The sequence below is a fragment of the Clostridium estertheticum genome, assembly GCF_018861295.1.
Taxonomy (GTDB): Bacteria; Bacillota; Clostridia; order Clostridiales; family Clostridiaceae; genus Clostridium_AD; species Clostridium_AD estertheticum_D.
On sequence record NZ_JAHLDM010000009.1, the window covers coordinates 92,572 to 112,449 of the forward strand.

Genomic DNA, 19,878 nt, shown 5'->3' on the forward strand with positions numbered 1-19,878 from the left:
TAAATAATTATTTTATTATCTTACTTATCTATTAAAAATGCAAGAATTTGGTATCTCGTCCCAACATTTATTACAAGAAATACATTTAGGTTTATAATCTTTGTTATCCCTCCATTTATTAATTAAATCTGGCTCACAAAGTAAAGTCCTAGATAATGAGAAATATTGAATTTGTGTAGTATTTAAAAGTTCATTCATTAAATCCATATTTTTATTTCCTCCAACTAGGATTACCTTGGCATTTACAACACTTGCAATATTCATTACAGCTTCTTTAAAATATGATTGTTTATCTACAGTATTAATTCCTTTCAAAAATGGAACTTTACCTTCTCCAGAAGACAGGTTAACTGCACTAGGTTCAATCATATCTATTCCTAGTTTATCAATTCTTTTAAAAACTTCTATAGATTCTTCTTTGCTAAGGCCTTGATTTTTATCCATAAGGTCATCAAAATTAATTTTTATCATAAGTGGGTAAGAACTGCCAACTCTTTTTCTTATTTCTGCTATTACTTCATAAATTATTCTTGCTCTATTATGTATATCACCACCATATTCATCAGTTCTTCTATTATAATAAGGTGTTAAAAATTGACTTAATAAATATCCATGGGCTGCATGAATTTCTACAGCATCAAAACCAGCTTTTTTTACTCTCACAGCCGCATCAGCAAATTTGGAGACAATCACTTTTATATCTGCTTTTGTAGCTTCCTTTGGTGTAATTCCACTTACTATATTTTTTATAGCTGAAGGTCCGTATATGTCCATTTCACTGGCATTTGCATGCTCGTTTTGGGAGCCCCCATATACTATCTGCATTGCAATCTTAGTTTCATATTTATGTACTTTATCTACTAAAATTTTATATTCTTCAATAAAAGAATCATCATAAATTCCAGACATACCAGGATTAGGTTTCTCATCCTTTGATATAAATGCATATCCGGTTAGTATTAATCCAACACCTCCCTTTGCTAAATTCTCATATCGATGAATAAATGCGTTATTTATATGACCATCATCTTCTGCCATTTCATCCCAAGTAGCCGCTCTAATAAATCTGTTTTTAACCTGCATATTATTAACGGTTGTTTTCTCAAATAAATTTTTCATATTGATCCTCCTTATTTACTACATTAAACTGTATCATAGGTTCCTAATAATTATTTTACTTTGCAAAGCAGATTCAAATATAGTATATAATCAGTAGGACATTAATGATAGTATGCACTTTAATGTAAGGTACTAACTAAAAGGAGACTAATGATATGGAGTTATATTTTTCTAAGTCACGTGCATTCAATTCAATTTTTTTAATTTAGGAGTCGATTCAAGTCTTTTTCTCCATTTGATTTTAGAGCATGTCATTTTGACTAAACTTTTAACAACATCAAACTTAATTTTAATTTTTTATTTTTTTGTAATTAGAGGATTTTACACTATTTTGTAGAATTATCACTAAAAGGAAGCGATAATTATGTCAAAACTTAAACCTGGCAATCCTGCTCCTACTGGTGGAACATATCATGTAATAGGTCCAAGAGGCGGAAATACTGGCAATACAGTTCATGTTCACCCTGGCAAACCTATGCCGCCTACTCAGAAACCAAAAGAAACTTTTAAAAAATAGTTTTCTTGTATAAATTTGTAACTTACATTTAGGGATGCAGTATAAATTCTGAATACCTAAATGTAATTAAGTTAAAGTTATTTTAAACACTATCATTTTATAAAATATTATTACATTTTACATATTAAAGGGGGATGTCAATGAAAAATATATTTAAACACACACCGGGGTTTAGAACAAATACAAAATGGAAGAAGATAGTTGCATCAATATATTATTTGTTTTGTATAATCTCATTATTTTCTGGAATTAGTGCATTTTTAATAATAACATCTTTACCATTTATAGTATTCGGACTTGTAGATTTAATAAAACATAGAAACAAAGCAGTAATACTAACACTTATAGGAAGTATATTAATATTTAGTATTGGAATGAAACTAGATAATACATATTCTACAAACACAAGTACAAATACAACTGTAGCTGCATCAAAAAAAGCTGCGGTCGATAAAATATTACCAGTCAAACATGTAAAAACTGTGATAGAGTTAACCGCAGATGCAAAAGCTAAAAAAATATCAGATGCTAAGATTGTGTCTATTGCCAAGGCTAAACAGGCTGCAAAGCTTGCACAAGACAACAAAATTGTAGCTGACGCTAGAATTGCGGCTAATATTAAAGCTAAGCAGGTTGCTCAAGAAAATAAAATTGTGGCTGAAGCTAAGAGTGCAGAAACTGCTAAAGCTGCACAAGTACAACAAGTTGTACAGTCACAATCTAATACAGTTACTCAACAATCATCAAGTGAAAATAACAGTCAAATGGTTTATATAACTAAAACCGGAAAAAAATATCATAGTTCAGGATGTAGATACTTACGTAGAAGTGAGATCTCTATTAAAAAATCCGAAGCAATAAATGAAGGTTATACCGCATGTAGTGTATGTAATCCATAGAAAAGCTGAACTCTTTAGCAAGACTATAGGTTGGTTCACTATCAATAATTACTCAATCCATGTAAAATATAACTGTTTTTAGCATAAAATCACACAGGTTTTTATCCAAACCTGTTCATTTAACATTTTTTCTATAATGATATTAAGTAAAAAGTCTGATATGATAGGTATACACATTAGTGATTTAATGGATGAATGGAAGGCCAAAATGTAAAAAATAACTTAAAATAATGATTGATAGGGGAAAACATGAAGATATTTCAAAAGATTAAGAAGTTAAAGAAGATTAAAAAGTTACATGCAGTAGAGAAAATAGATCCGGTTAATGCAGATGTCGCAAATAATGATTCTGAGAATACTAAACCTTTTAAACTTGATCGACAAATACTAGTAGACTATATGGACAAAAATAATCAAAAATAATAAATATTCAGTATAATGAACGTCGTTAATAGAAAAAGGGCTCCAATGATCGGTTTGTTAATTTACTTCTTCCTATTAGGAGTCGTGGTAATTATTGAAGAAAAAAATATTATCCTTTCCGGTGAAAGATTTTTATTATTTAACCTGTTACCGGAAAGGTGAGCAAATCAATATCTGAAAAAATAATGTTTTATTTTTCTGGTTTAGTTGCCGTAATAAATTCCTTATAGTTTTCTAAACGTTGTTTATAATCATCTGATTTCTTTAATCCCATGCTTATAGCAACAGTATTTTTGATATCCTCTACATGAATAAGTTTTCCGGATAAAGTATCATGAGCGTGTTCTAATTGCTCCTTTGGGAATTCAAATCTTACTTTACCATCTATAATTTTAACATCACCTTCAATACCACACATACAGCAAATTGCATGTGTAGATTCTCTATCTAAATAGAAGTTTCTACTATGACAATGTGGACAAACTCCTTCCTCTCCTTTATAAGAAGCATTTGCAATATCTTTTGCAGCTTTTGCAAGATTCATACCTATTTCATGTACTCGTGTAACTTTATCATTATCTATAATAATACCTGTAGACCAAGGAAATACTTCGTTATCTATAACTTTCCACATAGGAGTTAATGCTTGTATTGCACAGTCACATTGAAATCTTGTAACCCAGTCTGAACCACCAAATCCTATATAAGAAATCACTTTATCTTTTAATATTCTTGGATCTGGTGCTTTACCTCCTGTTGCTTTTGCAATTTTAGTTGCTATAACATTATTACCTCTATCCATCCTTGGTCCAAAACGGTCTCTAATTGTAAGGAATAAACTTGGAGTCCCTTTACAGAAAATTGGATTTGTAAAAATTAATCCATCTGCATCTAACATCTTATTTAGTAACCAATCAAAATCATCTTTTAATACACACATATTTCCTTTTCCTGTCATAAGTGAGCCAACACATGCTGTGCACCCAATACAATATTTTATATCCAAATCTAATAAATGAATAAATTCAACCTCTGCACCCATTTCCTTTGCAGCCATCAAAGCTTCCTTACACATAGCATCATTATTACCATCTTTTCTTCCGCCTGAAATACCTAAAACTTTCATTTTTTATCCTCCTCATTATATATGATATTTAAATTAAAGACCGCTCACTTTTTCGTTTTCTAAGCTTAAATCAGAGGTTGAACAAGAATTCTTATTTCCAAATCTTAAAGCAAAGGATAAACAAAGTCCTACTAAAACAAATATGACTGCGACTGTTGCGCTTGACTGAAAGCCAGTAGCTACTGCAACTTGTTCTGTAGCTGAATTATTTAAGGCTTTTAGCTGGGAAGCTGACATAATACCAATAAATAATGAGGAACCAATTGCTGCGGATATTTGTTGAAGGGTATTCATAACCGCTATTCCATGTGGATAAGCTTCTTTGGGTAATTGGTTAAGGGCACTCGTTTGACTTGGTGACATTGTAATACCAACCCCAATGCAGACTACTATATATGAAACCATAATATTAATAAGAGATGTATTACTATTTGAACGTGATAAAACGAATAATGCCACAAGGATTATAGTAAAACCTACGGGTATTAGTACTTTCACTCCAAATTTATCATAAATTTTCCCGCCTATTGGAGTTACAATTCCACAAGCAAGTGATGCTGGAAGTAATACCATAGCGGCTACAAAGGTTGTTGTTTTAAGGGCTCCTTGAAGGAACATAGGTAACATTACGTTCATAGTGAACATTGTCATCATTGTTAACATAACAAGTACTACCCCTACTGAAAATAAAGGATATTTAAATATACGCATTTCTAACATTGGTTCTTTTAAAGATAATTGACGTTTAACAAATATAATTAATGATATTATTCCAACAATAAATATTAAACTAATAATCTTCATATTTCCATCACCACTAAAACTACTTATACCATATATAACTCCACCAATTCCGACGCTTGATAATATGATTGATATAAAATCGATTTTAGGCTTTGTTAGAGTTGACACATTAACTAAATAAATTGAACCTAAAATCATAGCTATTAGTATAAGTGGTATTAACATTATAAATAATGCATGCCAGCTAAAAAATTGTAATAAGATTCCTGAAACTGTTGGTCCAAGTGCTGGTCCAATTGAAATTACACAACCGCAAATTCCCATAGCCGCTCCATGCTTTTCGGGTGGGGTTACCAATAATACTGTATTCATTAGAAGTGGAATCATCATTCCAGTTCCCGAGGCTTGTAACATTCTTGAAATAAGTAACATTGCAAAAGAGCTTGAACAAGCTGCACATATTGTTCCAACTAGAAGTAATGTCATTGCACCTAAAAATAAATGCTTTGTTTCAAATGTTTGAATTAGAAAAGCGGTAATAGGTACCATAACTGATACAACTATCATGTATGCAGTAATTATCCATTGCACTGTTCCTGCGGTAACATTCATTTCCGTCATAAGAGGAGATAATGCGACATTTAATATAGTTTCATTAAATACAGCTAAAAATGCGCTGAAGGCTAAAACTCCTATAATTGCGTTTGAATTGAATTTTTTTGTAGGTTTCGTTGTTTCCATAAATTTCGTTCCTCCTAATATTAGACCAGTCTGTATAATGGGCTCCTAAAAAAACACCTACTTATAAAATAGGCATTAATTAATCATTTGAATTTTGTATTCCATTACTATATGTTTATTAAATTAGGTATTTGTTTAGCTAGGATTCTAAGTGAATCACCACTTTTTTTCGTAAGTGATAAAGTAATTCCACCTTCTATCATTGCAGCAATTACACAACCTAATTCATAGGCTTTATCTTTGCTAATTCCAGAGTTGATTAATTTTTCTGCATATATATTTTCGAGTGAAGTAAATATCTCGTCGCAAGCTTTCCTTAAAATTTCACTTGTTATATATGTCTCTAAAGCTATTAAACTTATAGAAATATCTGGAGTACTTTTCTCATTATCAATTAGTATTGCAATGTTTTCTATATTAAATTTAATAGCTTCAATTGGATCTTCGATACTGTCTAATGCATTAATTATTTTAGTTATTATTTTTTGACCTGCTAAGTTTACAGACTCTAATGCAAGTTGCTCTTTTCCTTTAGGAAAATGATAATATAACGATCCTTTTGGCGCTCCACTTTTTGCTAAAATCTCATTTAGCCCAGTTGCGTTATATCCCTTAATTTGAAAAAGTCTTGATGCAGTTTCTATAAATTTTTCTTTTACATTTACCTTATTATTCATATCAGTATACCTCTCTAACAGGTTATAGCTCTCTAACAAGTTATAGCTCTCTAATAAATTATAGTGACTGGTCTATATTTTTTATTATACTTTAGGTTATAACAAATGTCAATAATTAAATCATCTCCTGCGGAGCTATCGTTAAATATGAAAGGTAGGTGGTCTAAAGAAAAAATATTAATAGGGCAACTCTACTGGCAATAATATTACAATCTGTCCACCGCCTGTATATATATCATTCTGTATACGAAGCGTACCATTATGAACCTTAATTACCTTATCAGCAAAAGCTAATCCGATACCGTAATGTCCTGTTTGACTTCGGCTTTTATTATTTGTATAAAACATTTCTGTAGCTTTTTTTAAGGCTTCAGAAGAAAACCCTTTTCCAGAGTCAGTAATAACAAAAGAAGCTAAATTATCTTTCAAAGAAACCTCTAAATTTAATGATGTTTCATTCGGAGTATATTCAAGTGCGTTTATAATAATGTTCATAAATGTCCGTTTCATTGAAGAATAATCAATGCTCCATCTTACGTCTTTGGGCATGTGGTTATCCAGCCCAAAACGAATATCTCGATTTCCAATAGAAGCAAGTGTATCCTTTTGAATTATATTTAGAAATTCATTTATATTGTTTGTTTCTTTATGCATGGTGGAAATTTGATCATTTTGAGAAGTATCAATCAACAGTTGTGTGTATTCTTCGATTTCACTTGTCGCTCCCATAATTTCATTTGCGTAGTCTAATGTTTTTTCATCTTTTTGTGTAAGACTCAACAGTTCTGCATTTCCTTTAATAATGGTAATAGGTATCTTAATGTCATGTGCCAATGAACTAATCTGTTCCTGCTTGTTTTTTTCTTGTTCAAATTGGTAAATTAAGGACTTTTTAAGATTATGACGCAAACTGTCCAAGGAATCCATAACCTTTTGATGTTCTACAAAACAGGTAGGCTGAACTTTAAAATCCAGATCCTGCTGCTGAATCTTTTCAGTGATCAAACTAAATTTGTTTAATTCTTTTTTTATTTTGTTTGAAAACTGCAAAGAAAGAGCATATAGTGCAATTAATAAAATAATAATAGAAAGTGCAACGATAGTTATCTCAGGATAAGGTATTAGCCTTCGAAATATTGGATTCGCAAATTGGACAATCAATTGGTAATGAATGACACAGTATGATTCTGGACGCTCAATTACCTCATAAACATTAGTCCCTAGTTGATGATTTTTAACATTAATTTTTGCTTTTTCGGTTTCGGATTTATTCATAGTACCATTAATAGTCTTTAAAGTTTGTTTATCTAAAATCACATATTTTAAGTTTTCGGGTATTAATTCCGGAGTTACTTGTTTAGCATTTTTTATATTTGTTTTAGCCTTATCTATCAATTGCTGTGAATGGTTGGCTGATAGAAGAATGCCGGAATTTGCCATATAACTGAAAATAAGAAAAATAACAAATAAAAACATTATAGAAGAAAGTCCTATTTTAAAAATAAATTTAATAATATATCCTTGCAAGGATATTTTTTTTATTTCCACATGTATCCAACTCCCCAAACCGTTTCAATAGGGAAACAATTATATTCTTTGAATTTATTGCGGATTAATCGGATATATTCAGTAATCACTGAAAATTGGGTATCGCTACTAAAATCATAAATCGCTTCAAAAATTCCCTGCTTTGTAAATACTTTACCTCTGTTCAATGCTAAAAACTCACAAATGTTGTATTCATTTTTCGTATACGCAATAAGATTGTTACAAACCCTAATCTCCTTTTTATCAAAGTCAATTGTAATATTGTCATACACTAACTTTTTCGTGGGCTTTCCACGGGTTTCTCGCCGTAGGTATGCATCAACACGGGCGTTGAGTTCCATTACTCCAAAGGGTTTTTTTATATAATCGTCACCTCCAAGCATTAGAGCTCTAACAATTGCTGATTCTTCTGTTTTTGCTGTTAAGAAAATAATTGGACAGTCTACTGTATGGCGTATTTTCTCACAAAGTTTAAATCCGTCTATTCCTGGCATCATTATATCAAGTAAAATCAAATCATATCCACAAAAGGTTTCTATAGGAGTATTTTCTGCATTTTGTAATGTAACCACATTATGTTGGTTGATTTCTAAAGTGTTTTTTATCAATTTTAAAATTCGCTTATCATCGTCCACAGCTAAAATTTTCGCCATATTTTCACCTCCATTATTTACATAATACTTTTTCTGATTATTTTTGTCTACCTTCCCAAAAATGAAATGAAAAAATATAAACAGCAACACAGAAAATTGTCATTACTCCCATGCACATCAATCCTATATCCATCCCACCTTGAGGGTAAGAAATATACTTCAGTGGTATTTTACTTAAATCATTAAATCGAAGTGCAACTATAAAGTCGATAAATCGTACAGACCAGACCCAAGGTAAAAACATCCAAATACTATCTCCCTGACTCGTAGAAGCTAAAGCTACAATGATAACTCCAGAAAATCCACCCATAGTGCAGACTCCTGTATTGAAATGATAAGCTAAAATTAAATATAAACTATAAAGGAAGATAACGCTTAAAAATATCAATCCTCCTGTTTTAAAAAATAAAAGATAATTGATGTTATTTACATGTAATATCCATTTCATTGATATCATAAATAACAGGATAGCTAAAAATATAGCACCTAAACACATTGTTAGTAACATGCACAATTGGCTTATAAAAGTAGTTGTTTTATGTGGAAGTTTACCAATCATCATTTGATAATCTCCAGCCTGTTTCTCTTGACTTGCAATTAACCCACAAAGTGCTGCAGCAAGCAGTGGAAAGGCAAAACCGATCATTTTAAAAAAAATCACAAACAAACCTAAACTACTCAACTTGCCAAAGCGACTAAAAGTCATAATGGCAACTAAAAGAAAAGGCATTATAACATGTGTCCAAAGAAAAACACTGTGTTTGTTTTTAAAAAATTCTGCTTTATAACTATGCCAAAATACACTCATATTAATGCACCTCACTTCTTTTAAATGAAAAGCTTGTGAGAAAAGTTAGAATTAAAAATAGAAAAACACCTAATAATATACCTATTGGAATAACTTCACTGTTTAATAAAGCACTGTTTGATTCTAATGGAAGACAATTTGGATGAAGGTGTAATAGAGGACATTGTAACCGCAAAGGCCAAGTCCATGGATTCATCCACCACAAAGAAGAAACGGCTTTTCCTGCGCCAAGTTCTAAATTAGCTGCACAAGTTATAAATAGTAAAACAAAAAAGTTTATTTTTTTACTTAACCATAAGCATAAAGGAATCTGCCAAAGTGATACCAACCAACTTATGATAATGGCTATAAAGTAATTGTAAAATGGGACAATACTCAAATGTTGTCCCATTATTAAGATCCCATTTGTTGACGCCTTAATAATGGTAAAGTTTAATATAAGAATAAGTATACCTAAAAAAATAGAGGATACTAAAGTAAATAATGATAAAAGTATAATTTTAGATATCCAACTTTTTCTTAAATTAATAGGAAAAGAAAAAATTGTTTTGTAACCTGTACTATTTTGTTCAAGTTTATGAAACATACCTGTAAGTAGAACAATTAAAGCTGGCAACCATAATAATGACCAATGATTAATCGAAGTAATATCAGCGCTATTGATATCGCCGCCTAAAGAACCAAAAATAGAGGCAAGGACCACAGATAATATTGGTATAAAAATTGTTAATTTACGGAGCATAGTTCTCTTGGTTTTTAATGTTTCCGATATTAAATATTTTTTCATCTGGCAATGCTCCTTTTTTCATTATTTTTATCTGCAACATTCATAAACAAAGTTTCCAAATCTTCATTCTCGTTAATTTCACCCTGATAACCTAAGATGCCACCGCTCATAATCCCAACATAGTCTATAACCTGTTCTACTTCGGATAAAACGTGACTGGATAAAATTACAGTGATTCCTTGCTCAGGAAAAGATTTTATTAATTTTCGTAAGTCACGAATACCAATGGGATCTAACCCATTAGTAGGCTCATCTAAAATCAATAATTTAGGATGATTCAGAAGTGCAGTAGCAATTCCTAAACGCTGTTTCATTCCCATAGAAAAATGTTTGGCTTGCTTTTTTTCTGTATTTGTCAAATCTACAATTTTTAATACTTCGGAAATACGGTGATCTGGTAATCCTAAAAGAGTGGTATGAACTTTTAGATTTTCATGTGCAGTTAAATTCCCATAGATAGGTGGCTGCTCAATCAAGGCACCAATGTTTTTTAAATCATTACGGCTCCATGGATGTCCATCAAAATTAATTTCACCTGAAGTTGGTTTTAAGAGTCCTGTTATCATTTTTAATGTGGTAGATTTTCCTGCACCATTAGCCCCTAGTAATCCATAAATGTGATTTTTCGGAACTGATATGGAAAGAGCATCTACTGCATATTCCTTTTTAAATATTTTCGTTAATTCTTGGGTTACTAATAAATAGTCTTTTTGCATAATTAACACTTCCTTTTTTATTTATAAAAGAAGCATATCAAATAAAAACCAAGATTTTAACAAAAACCAAATTGTATACCCCTGGGGTTTAATAAGGCTATATAATCATTACAAATCCAGTATTACCATCCACCCTGATTTTTTGTCCTGTCTTAATTTTTTTTGTAGCATCGGAAACACCAACAACGGCTGGTATTCCATACTCTCTGGCAACTACTGTTCCATGAGTTAAAAGGCCGCCAATTTCCATTACGAGTCCTGCTGCATTTATAAAGAGGGGAGTCCATCCAGGATCTGTAAACGGTGCTACAAGAATTTCACCTTTATTTATAGAATCCTTTGAAGGATCTGTAATTACTCTTGCGATTCCTTCTATGACCCCGGAGGACACAGGGATACCCAGTAATGCTCCCTCTGGCATGTTTTCTTTTTTATAGCCTGCTTTAATTTCTTCTCCATCACTTGTAAGTACACGTGGAGGGCTGAGTTTTCTGTAATGATCATACTCCTCTTTCCTTTGCCTCGCGAGATCTATTAGACTTTCATTGTTTTGTACTGCTGAATACAATTCCCAAAAATTTATATAGAATATATCCTTTTCGTTAGCCAGGTATCCTTTTTCCACCAATACTTTTGCCTCCTCGAGAAAGGCTTTTTTGAAAATTAGGATCATTTTCATAATTAAATATTTAGGGTGCTCCCTTGCAGGTAGAACATTTCTTAAAATTCGTATAAACCTTCTTACTATTTTTCCTTTCACTTTTCCGTGTTTAGCTTCTACTTCTTTTATAAACTCTTCTGATGCTTTTTTCGCTTTTTCAATTGTATCCTTATATTCCTTCCTATGGATACCTTCCTGTGAAGTTTTTATAATAGCTAGTATTGATTTTGCTAGCGGCTCAGGGTTTTCTATCCATCGGTCCTTTGCCATGTCTATTTCTCCTGCGGCTCTCATATCATATTTGTCCATGAAAGTATTAAACAGTCGCTTAAATTCATCATTCCCTTTGAGTTTATCTATTCTATAAAATAAGGTACTGTAGTCCTCATTTTCAAATTCAATCACTAAATCTGGTGATTTTCTTATTATATCCGCTAAATCTCCAATCAATAATCCCATTTCAGTAGTTATATTACCCTCTAATCCTTTAGCTATAGTATTTACATACTTATTGGTTCCAAGGAGCTTTTGTTCTAGGCTTTCAAGAGCCTTAAAGCTTATCATTCCAGGCCCCATTTTGGGAATTAGTTTTTGGAAATCTCTGTCGTAACTACTAGCCTTATAGATTGCCTCCAGTTTATCTATACCTTGTTTGGCATTATCAATGGCCTCTATTGTTTTCTTTATACGAGTTTCTACATAGCGGTTCATGAATTCAATAGTGTCTTCTGGTTTTTTGTAAGTGATGTTCTTTATCCCATTTATCAGTATAGGGCTCATGTATTTAAGTAATGCTACGTCTGTGCGCTTTCTTTTCCTGGTTCTAGTTTTAAAGTCTGGTCTATTAATAAGTTCTATTAAAGATTCTGCTAGTAGGGCATCTACATTTTTAAAAAATGAAGGCAATCCTTTCCTTATTTTTTTATATTGTAAAAGTTCGCTTAGATCAATATATATCCTGCCTGCTGCGCAGGTAAGAAATTTATATCCTGATTCACTTCTCACTCCTTTATCAAAAGGTAAGATAATTCTAAGTATACCTATTCCAAGAGGAGAAATTGGGTCTGTCATAACCTGACAATGATTAAAGGAAAAATAGGCATGCAACGCATCATCTTGAGGTAATGGCGCAGGTAGTGGAAATAAGGATGTAATAGCACGGCTCTGGACTATATATAATTCACTCTTTTCTAGGCACCATTCAATATCCTGAGGACATCCATAATGTTTTTCTATTTTCATACCAAGTTGTGCAAGTTTTTTTATACAAGAGTCTATCATTACTTGGCTTTTAGACTTTTCATCGGTTATTTCTACTTTTTTAGTGCCACCGCCCTCAATTGGCAGAATTGCCAACTTCTTATCTCCTATAATCTTATTGTCTATTTGCATGTTACTCTTCCTAACTTTATATATATCTGGAGATACAAGACCTGACACAAGAGCTTCCCCAAGTCCATAACTGGCATCTATGGAAATAATCCCTCTATGTCCTGATAGTGGGTCCGCGGTAAACATGATACCTGCTACTTCTGGCATTACCATTTTTTGAACTACCGCAGACATATAAACATTTTCATGATCTATTTTGTTCTGTATTCTGTATAGAATTGCTCTATCTGTAAATAAGGAGGCCCAGCAGTCTCTAACTGATAATAGTACTGGGTTTTCTCCCTTTATATTGAGATAAGTGTCTTGTTGGCCTGCAAAAGAAGCAAACGCTAGATCCTCTGCTGTAGCGCTTGATCTTACTGCATAGTAGCTATTTGTTCCAGTCTTATTAATTGCACTCAGAATCTCTTTAACTACTTCTTCGGGTATCACTGACTGTCCTATCTTTTCTCTTATTTTCTCTCCTATCTCGCTTATATTGTCAATGTTAGCATCCTTAATAACCTCAGTTATGAAGTTTAAAAGATCATTATATTGTAGAAACTCTCTATAGGCCTGTGTTGTGACGCAAAACCCATATGGAACATGGAACCCTGCCTTAGTCATTTCTCCTAAGTTTGCACCTTTTCCACCTACTAGTGATATGTCCTTCTTATCTATTTCATCGAAAAATAGGATGTAATTATTTTTCATAATATTTCCTCCTTGTAATTATTATAACTTTGATCCATTTACAAATAGGTCGATTAGTTGATTTTTTAGAATATCTATTTCAAAAAACTCTTTGCCATAGATACTTGAAACAAAAAAATTCATATATAAAAACATAAAATTCCTTGATATTATTGCGAGTGGTATATCACACCTTATTTCATTATTATCTTGTGATTCTTTCATAATTTTCAAAACAAGACTCTCTAACCCACTCCTCTGAGTATTTTCAATAATATTGCTGTTAAATAGAGTTTGCACCCTGTATCTAAAATAGATTGATGCTAATTCTATGTCATTACGAAATATATGATTGATAAAGTCCAATAGTTCATTTAACCGTGATTTCATATCTTTGTTTTCTATGAAACTCTCATTAATTTTTTCACTATGATTAGAAATAAGAAGTTGAAAGTATGCAACAAGAATAGATTCTTTGTCCTTGAAATAATTATATAATGTACCCTTGGACACATCTGATTTTTCCGCAATTTCCTCCATAGATGTTTCATGAAAGCCTTTTAATCTAAAAAATTCTATTGCACAGTTTATAATACTATCTTTTGTTTTTTCCTTTTTACGCTCTCTTCTATTCATGTTTGTTGATACTCCTTATTAATCCAACATATTTATATGTTGCTTATTTTTGAACTTGGTTTATTTTTGTACTGAGTACAATATTAGACTTGATTTATATTTATAATAACCCTAATAAACTAAAAGGTCAATAATATTTACAATGATTTTTATCTGAATTTAACCATAGTATTCTAAATTAAAAAAATATAAAAATAGGGGATAATATGTATACTTTAGAGTATGTAAATGATTCAACGAATCCGAGGCTGATTAGTAATACACAAGTTGCGTCAACTACATCTCAATTTGAGTTTGAAACAAAAGGATTAACGAAGACTAGTGGTACTACTCATGTAATATTGATCAAGTTAAAGTTACAATTTAAAGTTTAGTGATAAAGAAATATATGAGACTTTTTTTAATTTATCATATAGTCAATTAAAGGTTTTATTTAGGAATGCAAAGAGTAAACAAGAGCAAGATTTTTATATGATGTTATCTAATATGGTTTTACAAAGAGAACAAGAAAGGGGGGGGAATAAATGTCCTAAGCCTTAATATTAAAAATGTATCGAGTAGTACTCAGTACTATTATGATGGAGTATTGTTTAAAACGTTTACAAACAGCGACTAAATAATAAATTATGTAGTGCTGATCTCGTTAATATCATTGGTGATTGATTACAATTCAATTTTTTTAATTTAGGAGTCGTTTCAAGTCTTTTTCTCCATTTGATTTTAGAGCGTGTCATTTTGACTAAACTTTTAATAGCATCAGATTTAATTTTGATTTTATATGTTACTAATATTTTAATCACCTCACTTATTATAGATATTAGTATTTTAAATTTTAGAAATTTAAAATACTATCCAGTTAATATATATTTTTATTATAACATTTAAAGCATTATATAACAATTAACTCGTTTATATCGGATGGTTTTAAAATTACTCAATTAGTGATTTATAATACATTCAATGTAATAAGTTCTCAATTGTGTTACATTCACAATATCAATATACACAAATCTAATTTAATAACGAGAGAGGAAGGTAATTTTATGAAAAAATTTGAAAATATAAAATTATGTGTTTTTGATGCATATGGCACATTATTTGATATTAATTCAGTAACCCAAAAACACTGTGAAGAATTAGGGGACATAACAGAATCTTTTTCAAATCTTTGGAGAGCTAAACAATTAGAATACTCTTGGTTACGCAGTCTTATGAATAAATATGAAGATTTTTGGTGTGTAACTGGAGAGGCTTTAGAGTATACTCTGGATTATTTTAATATTAAAGATGAGTTTTTAAAATCAAAGCTTTTGAAAGCATATGAGAATGTTAATTGCTACGAGGAAGTTTCTAAAGTTTTATCTATATTAAAAGAGAAAAAAATACTCACTGCAATATTATCAAATGCTTCACCAAATATGTTAAATAAGGCAGTTGAAAATTCTAAAATAGATAAATATATTGATCACACTTTTTCTGCGGATAGCCTAAAAATATATAAGCCATATCCTAGTGTTTATAATTTGGTTTCTGAGAAATATAACCTTGCAAAGGATGAAATATTATTTATTTCCTGTAATACTTGGGATGTAGCCGGTGCGAAAAGTTTTGGATTTAATGTATTTTGGATAAATCGTTTAAATGGTAAAAAGGAAGCCTTACCATTTAAACCAGATATGGAATCAAAATCATTAAATGGAGTTTCAAAATTGTTTGAGTCAAGGCAAAAATAGTTAAGAAAAAGAAGGTATAATATGATACTAGTGAGGATCTTTTCTTTTAGAAATTAACATTCAAGCAAGGAGCCAAAAGCAAAACTCCTTGTCACAATAAAGGAATGAAACCAGTGATTTGCTTATATAAATAAAAGTGAAATACCTAACAAAGTTATAACTGCTCCAAATATTTCTCTTGGAGCAATTCTTTCCTTAAATACAATAATTGAAATAGGTATTAGTAGTATTGGAGTTATTGATGTTATTGTTGAAACTACTCCAGTTGATGCATGTTGAACAGCTAGTAAAGAGAGGGATACTCCTACAAATGGACCAAATAGTGAACCAATAGAAATGTATTTCATTGCCCTCATATCTTTAATCGCAACAACTAGCTCACCCCACTTCTTTAATACAGAAATGACAATTGAAAACCCAATAATCGCTGCTATAATTCTAATTTGAGTTGCAGCAAACGGATCATATGATCCCATTCCAAACTTACTAAAAACAAGACCAAAAGCTTGTCCTAAGGCGCCTATAAAAGCATATACTAATCCCTTAATTGGATGGGATAACCTTACCTTTTTATTACCTGGATTTTTAGTTAGGATTACAAGAGCGATACCAACAATAGTTATTATCATGCCCAAAAGCCCGAGCACCGTGATTTTCTCACCCATAAGAAGGAATCCTGTAATCGCTGTTATTGGTGGTACTGTTGACATAATTAACATTGATATACGCGCGCCAACTTCAACATATGCCTGAAACAAAAATAGATCCCCTATAACAAAACCAATTATTCCTGAAAAAGTTAACCATAACCAGGCGGAATTGGAAGCATCTATTGGCAAGAGCATTCCTCTAGAAAATAAATTATAAATTGATATTAATATAAATGCGATAACAAGTCTTATTAAATTTACTGATATAGACCCGACTTTTTTTCCTGCGGCTTCAAATGATACAGCAGTAATTGTCCAACATAATGCAGTTGCAAGTGCAGCCATTTCGCCTAAGTGTGATTGAAACATCTAATATTACTCCATTCCCCTTGTTCTTCAAGGATTAGTTTAGCTTATTATCTTTCTATAAATTCCTTGTATATATCTAATGTATCTTCTGGTTTCTTTCGGGTGTACCATCTATAGGCAAAAATTAAAATTGTAATCCCCACAAGGAAAAATATACTACGAATTATCATGGAATATTTTCCACTTAATAATTGGAAGGACCCTGAAGTTGTAATTGCCACAGAATTATTTATAAAGTGTGCAAATATACATAAATATATTGAATTCGAGCTTAAGTATATAGCTCCAATAATTAATCCTAATAAAAATGCGTTTATGCCCTGGGGAATATTCATATGAACTAATGCAAAGATTAAGGCGGATATTACAATTGCTAAGTCTGGATCCATTTTATTTGCCATACCCTTTAGCAATATCCCCCTAAAAATGACTTCCTCATATATAGGTGCTATAACAGCAATTGAAAGTATCAGAATAATAGGTGAAATAGACATTTCTCCAAAGGCTTGACTTATAAAAGTGGGCATAGGTATCTTATCAACCAAGTAAATTAAGCTATTATCGTACGCTAAACGAAAACCTATAATAATTACAGCAACACGAATAAATTTTTTCTTATCTAAACCTTGTTTGCCGGGCATGTCATAGGACATTTTACTATACAATTTTAATAAAAGAGTAATAACAAAAAATTTAATTATTACATCTGCTACAAGGTCTATATATGGTAATGCAGTTGAATATTTTTTAGAAAGTATATTGATAATAACTATAGGTATTTGTCCTAATGATTCTAACAAAACTGTTAGAATCATTATAAAAAACGCTTTTTTTATTGTTATTTTTTTAATGTTTATAGTTCCTTTTTCTATGTTTCTTAAAAAATTCATAATAATCACACTCTCAAACTTATTGTATTCTTTAACTTTATTTAAATTAATACTATTTAGATTATACTATATGTTTATTAAAATGTCGTTAATAATACAATTCCACTTTAATAACCTAATTAAAGCTGGTGGGTAGAAATTTTAAAGGATAATTGAGTATGTTTGTTGAAATGTAGCAGAGTTATATTTTTATAATCGATACCTACTATGATATTGCCATAAGCAAATACTTATTTTTAAAATATATTAGAACGAAATATTATGATGGAAATTGGAGGGTAAACGTTGGTTAGTGCATATAATAATTATGTTAATAAATTGAGGACTTACAAAGATTTAATTGAAGAACAAAATAAGTCAATAAAGATTTTAGTTTATTTTAGATTTTTTACCTTCGTAATTGATTTTAGTGTTACAGTATATACTTTTATCATTAAAAGTTATTTGGTAAGTATAAGTATTTTTATTGTTTCACTGGCTATTTTTATTTATTTAATTATAGAGAAGAGTAAAGCAATCAATAAAAGAAATTACTCAATGGCATTGAAAGAAATTAATGAAAAAGCATTAAAAAGATTAAATGGAGAATGGAAAGATTTCGAGGATGACGGAAGTGAATTTAAGGATAAACAACATAGTTATTCGGATGATTTGGATATGTTTGGTGAATGTTCATTATTTCAGTGGATAAATAGTAGTAAAACATTTATGGGGAGAGAAAAATTAAAAAATAGACTTATTCACCCATTAAGCACTTCTGTTGAAATAAATACAATACAGCAATCATTGCATGAATTAGCTATAAACTTAGAATGGAGACAGCAATTTGAGGCCGAGGGTATGGTCATACCTAATCAAAATATTAATCCAAAAGAGTTATATAAATGGGGAAAGGATAAAAATGAATTATATACTAAGTCATGGCTTATTTTATTTGTTAGACTTTTGCCATGTTTAACATTGTTATTAATTACATTAACTTATTTTACTTCTTTAATAGATTTTAAGTTACCTTGTTTTACGATATTTCTCCAGACAATAATTTTATTTATTGGTGCAAAAAAGAGAAGTTACACGTTTAATAATATTTATAAATACAAAGGTATTATAGTTGTATATCTTAGATTGTTAAGTTCAATTGCAGATAAAGATTTTAAAAGTGATTATTTAAGACAATTAAAAAGTAATTTAGTGACCTATGAAGGTGAAGATGCAGTAACAGCAATAAAAAAATTGGCTACTATATATGACAAAATATCTGATAGACAGAACTCATTTTTTATGATATTTAATATATCAATCTTATGGGATTATCAATGTATGATAGAGTTTGAAAAATGGAGAATTAATTCAGGTAACAGCTTGAAAAAGTGGTTTGATGTTATAGGTCAATTTGAGGCACTAAGTAGTATTTCAAATATTATTTATGACAATCCACAATGGACTGTACCTTTAATTACAGATTGCCACTTCATAGTAAAAGCTAATGGATTAGGTCATCCACTTTTAGGTGAAAAAAAAGTATGTAACAATATTACAATTAACAATGAAAAAAATATTTTACTAATAACAGGCTCGAATATGTCTGGTAAGAGTACATTTCTAAGAACCATAGGTATAAATTTAGTATTAAGTTATATTGGCGCCACCGTATGTGCAGAAAAATTTGAATGCTCACTTATGAAAATTATTACTTGTATGAGAACAAGTGATGACTTAGAAAATAACATATCTTCTTTTTATGCAGAAATATTAAGGATAAAAATGATTGTTGAAGAGACAAGAAAGAATAAAAAAGTATTTTTCTTATTAGATGAATTATTTAAGGGAACTAATTCTATTGATAGACATGATGGAGCTAAAGCATTAATAAAACAATTAGGTGAAAAAGGTGCGTCAGGAGTTATTTCTACTCACGACTTGGAATTGTGTGATTTACAATATGAGTATTTCAAAATTAAGAATTATAACTTCCAAGAGTATTATGTAAATAATGAGATAAAATTTGACTATAAAATTCGAGACGGAGTATCAACTACTAAGAATGCTTTATATTTAATTAAGTTGGCGGGTATAGATTTAGAATAGTTGTATTATAGATGCTAAGGGAGATGATA

Annotated in this window: 19 protein-coding genes; 6 read left to right on the top strand and 13 right to left on the bottom strand. The window is 30.6% G+C overall.

All coding sequences use genetic code 11. The features are described from left to right. Positions 1-24: 24 nt before the first annotated feature. On the bottom strand, positions 25-1,119 hold the full coding sequence (locus KPL54_RS10925) for an NADH:flavin oxidoreductase (RefSeq protein WP_216106614.1): 1,095 nt from the start codon (positions 1,117-1,119) through the stop codon (positions 25-27). Between the two features lie 364 nt (positions 1,120-1,483). Here KPL54_RS10925 and KPL54_RS10930 point away from each other — a divergent pair, with 364 nt between their 5' ends. The 3 genes from KPL54_RS10930 to KPL54_RS10940 all read left to right on the top strand — a co-directional run bounded on the left by KPL54_RS10930 (position 1,484) and on the right by KPL54_RS10940 (position 2,958). After that, positions 1,484-1,636 carry a hypothetical protein gene (locus tag KPL54_RS10930; RefSeq protein ID WP_216106615.1) on the top strand — a complete coding sequence of 51 codons (153 nt, stop codon included), beginning with the start codon at positions 1,484-1,486 and terminating at the stop codon, positions 1,634-1,636. Positions 1,637-1,776: 140 nt separating this feature from the next. After that, positions 1,777-2,535, top strand: coding sequence for a hypothetical protein (locus KPL54_RS10935; protein WP_216106616.1), 759 nt, complete (start codon positions 1,777-1,779; stop codon positions 2,533-2,535). A gap of 249 nt (positions 2,536-2,784) precedes the next feature. Beyond that, positions 2,785-2,958 carry a hypothetical protein gene (locus KPL54_RS10940; protein ID WP_216106617.1) on the top strand — a complete coding sequence of 58 codons (174 nt, stop codon included), beginning with the start codon at positions 2,785-2,787 and terminating at the stop codon, positions 2,956-2,958. A gap of 190 nt (positions 2,959-3,148) precedes the next feature. Here KPL54_RS10940 and KPL54_RS10945 read toward each other — a convergent pair whose 3' ends face one another. From KPL54_RS10945 to KPL54_RS10990, 10 genes are all read right to left on the bottom strand, one after another. Beyond that, a complete protein-coding gene (locus KPL54_RS10945; protein ID WP_216106618.1) occupies positions 3,149-4,084 on the bottom strand; it encodes a flavodoxin family protein in 936 nt (311 codons plus the stop codon). Between the two features lie 33 nt (positions 4,085-4,117). Next, positions 4,118-5,569, bottom strand: a complete 1,452-nt coding sequence (locus KPL54_RS10950) for an MDR family MFS transporter (protein ID WP_216106619.1) — start codon at positions 5,567-5,569, stop codon at positions 4,118-4,120. A gap of 107 nt (positions 5,570-5,676) precedes the next feature. Next, the gene (locus tag KPL54_RS10955; protein WP_216106620.1) at positions 5,677-6,246 is read right to left on the bottom strand and encodes a TetR/AcrR family transcriptional regulator; all 570 of its coding nucleotides are present in this window, start codon (positions 6,244-6,246) and stop codon (positions 5,677-5,679) included. Between the two features lie 177 nt (positions 6,247-6,423). Continuing rightward, entirely contained in the window at positions 6,424-7,794 is a 1,371-nt protein-coding gene (locus tag KPL54_RS10960) for a sensor histidine kinase (RefSeq protein ID WP_216106621.1), read from the bottom strand. Further along, a complete protein-coding gene (locus tag KPL54_RS10965; RefSeq protein ID WP_216106622.1) occupies positions 7,785-8,447 on the bottom strand; it encodes a response regulator transcription factor in 663 nt (220 codons plus the stop codon). Before KPL54_RS10965 ends, KPL54_RS10960 begins: the two co-directional genes overlap by 10 nt. Positions 8,448-8,484: 37 nt before the next feature. Further along, positions 8,485-9,255 (bottom strand): lantibiotic immunity ABC transporter MutG family permease subunit, encoded by a 771-nt coding sequence (locus tag KPL54_RS10970; RefSeq protein WP_216106623.1) that lies wholly within the window; start codon positions 9,253-9,255, stop codon positions 8,485-8,487. 1 nt (position 9,256) lies between these two features. Next, positions 9,257-10,042: a lantibiotic immunity ABC transporter MutE/EpiE family permease subunit gene (locus tag KPL54_RS10975; protein ID WP_216106624.1), complete on the bottom strand. Its 786-nt coding sequence runs from the start codon at positions 10,040-10,042 to the stop codon at positions 9,257-9,259. After that, positions 10,039-10,758 (bottom strand): lantibiotic protection ABC transporter ATP-binding protein, encoded by a 720-nt coding sequence (locus KPL54_RS10980; RefSeq protein ID WP_216106625.1) that lies wholly within the window; start codon positions 10,756-10,758, stop codon positions 10,039-10,041. Before KPL54_RS10980 ends, KPL54_RS10975 begins: the two co-directional genes overlap by 4 nt. A 97-nt stretch (positions 10,759-10,855) precedes the next feature. Then, the gene (locus tag KPL54_RS10985; protein WP_216106626.1) at positions 10,856-13,504 is read right to left on the bottom strand and encodes a phosphoenolpyruvate synthase; all 2,649 of its coding nucleotides are present in this window, start codon (positions 13,502-13,504) and stop codon (positions 10,856-10,858) included. Between the two features lie 21 nt (positions 13,505-13,525). Further along, a complete protein-coding gene (locus tag KPL54_RS10990) occupies positions 13,526-14,119 on the bottom strand; it encodes a TetR/AcrR family transcriptional regulator (protein WP_216106627.1) in 594 nt (197 codons plus the stop codon). Between the two features lie 206 nt (positions 14,120-14,325). Between KPL54_RS10990 and KPL54_RS10995 the strand changes: the two genes are divergently transcribed. Both KPL54_RS10995 and KPL54_RS11000 read left to right on the top strand, forming a co-directional pair. Further along, positions 14,326-14,493 (top strand): hypothetical protein, encoded by a 168-nt coding sequence (locus KPL54_RS10995; RefSeq protein ID WP_216106628.1) that lies wholly within the window; start codon positions 14,326-14,328, stop codon positions 14,491-14,493. Between the two features lie 669 nt (positions 14,494-15,162). Then, on the top strand, positions 15,163-15,852 hold the full coding sequence (locus KPL54_RS11000; RefSeq protein ID WP_216106629.1) for a haloacid dehalogenase type II: 690 nt from the start codon (positions 15,163-15,165) through the stop codon (positions 15,850-15,852). A gap of 122 nt (positions 15,853-15,974) precedes the next feature. Here KPL54_RS11000 and KPL54_RS11005 read toward each other — a convergent pair whose 3' ends face one another. Next, complete coding sequence (locus KPL54_RS11005) at positions 15,975-16,871, bottom strand: DMT family transporter (RefSeq protein WP_216106630.1); 897 nt, start codon at positions 16,869-16,871, stop codon at positions 15,975-15,977. Between the two features lie 47 nt (positions 16,872-16,918). Then, a complete protein-coding gene (locus tag KPL54_RS11010) occupies positions 16,919-17,761 on the bottom strand; it encodes a CPBP family intramembrane glutamic endopeptidase (protein WP_216106631.1) in 843 nt (280 codons plus the stop codon). A gap of 285 nt (positions 17,762-18,046) precedes the next feature. On the opposite strand from KPL54_RS11010, the gene KPL54_RS11015 reads away from it, so the two are divergent. Continuing rightward, a complete protein-coding gene (locus tag KPL54_RS11015; RefSeq protein ID WP_216106632.1) occupies positions 18,047-19,849 on the top strand; it encodes a MutS family DNA mismatch repair protein in 1,803 nt (600 codons plus the stop codon). Positions 19,850-19,878: the final 29 nt, after the last annotated feature.

Bases quoted from the DNA above. Each gene is read 5' to 3' on its own strand.
- KPL54_RS10925 (WP_216106614.1), bottom strand. From the start codon at position 1,119: ATGAAAAATTTATTTGAGAAAACAACCGTTAATAATATGCAGGTTAAA.
- KPL54_RS10930 (WP_216106615.1), top strand. From the start codon at position 1,484: ATGTCAAAACTTAAACCTGGCAATCCTGCTCCTACTGGTGGAACATAT.
- KPL54_RS10935 (WP_216106616.1), top strand. From the start codon at position 1,777: ATGAAAAATATATTTAAACACACACCGGGGTTTAGAACAAATACAAAA.
- KPL54_RS10940 (WP_216106617.1), top strand. From the start codon at position 2,785: ATGAAGATATTTCAAAAGATTAAGAAGTTAAAGAAGATTAAAAAGTTA.
- KPL54_RS10945 (WP_216106618.1), bottom strand. From the start codon at position 4,084: ATGAAAGTTTTAGGTATTTCAGGCGGAAGAAAAGATGGTAATAATGAT.
- KPL54_RS10950 (WP_216106619.1), bottom strand. From the start codon at position 5,569: ATGGAAACAACGAAACCTACAAAAAAATTCAATTCAAACGCAATTATA.
- KPL54_RS10955 (WP_216106620.1), bottom strand. From the start codon at position 6,246: ATGAATAATAAGGTAAATGTAAAAGAAAAATTTATAGAAACTGCATCA.
- KPL54_RS10965 (WP_216106622.1), bottom strand. From the start codon at position 8,447: ATGGCGAAAATTTTAGCTGTGGACGATGATAAGCGAATTTTAAAATTG.
- KPL54_RS10970 (WP_216106623.1), bottom strand. From the start codon at position 9,255: ATGAGTGTATTTTGGCATAGTTATAAAGCAGAATTTTTTAAAAACAAA.
- KPL54_RS10975 (WP_216106624.1), bottom strand. From the start codon at position 10,042: ATGAAAAAATATTTAATATCGGAAACATTAAAAACCAAGAGAACTATG.
- KPL54_RS10980 (WP_216106625.1), bottom strand. From the start codon at position 10,758: ATGCAAAAAGACTATTTATTAGTAACCCAAGAATTAACGAAAATATTT.
- KPL54_RS10985 (WP_216106626.1), bottom strand. From the start codon at position 13,504: ATGAAAAATAATTACATCCTATTTTTCGATGAAATAGATAAGAAGGAC.
- KPL54_RS10990 (WP_216106627.1), bottom strand. From the start codon at position 14,119: ATGAATAGAAGAGAGCGTAAAAAGGAAAAAACAAAAGATAGTATTATA.
- KPL54_RS10995 (WP_216106628.1), top strand. From the start codon at position 14,326: ATGTATACTTTAGAGTATGTAAATGATTCAACGAATCCGAGGCTGATT.
- KPL54_RS11000 (WP_216106629.1), top strand. From the start codon at position 15,163: ATGAAAAAATTTGAAAATATAAAATTATGTGTTTTTGATGCATATGGC.
- KPL54_RS11005 (WP_216106630.1), bottom strand. From the start codon at position 16,871: ATGTTTCAATCACACTTAGGCGAAATGGCTGCACTTGCAACTGCATTA.
- KPL54_RS11010 (WP_216106631.1), bottom strand. From the start codon at position 17,761: ATGAATTTTTTAAGAAACATAGAAAAAGGAACTATAAACATTAAAAAA.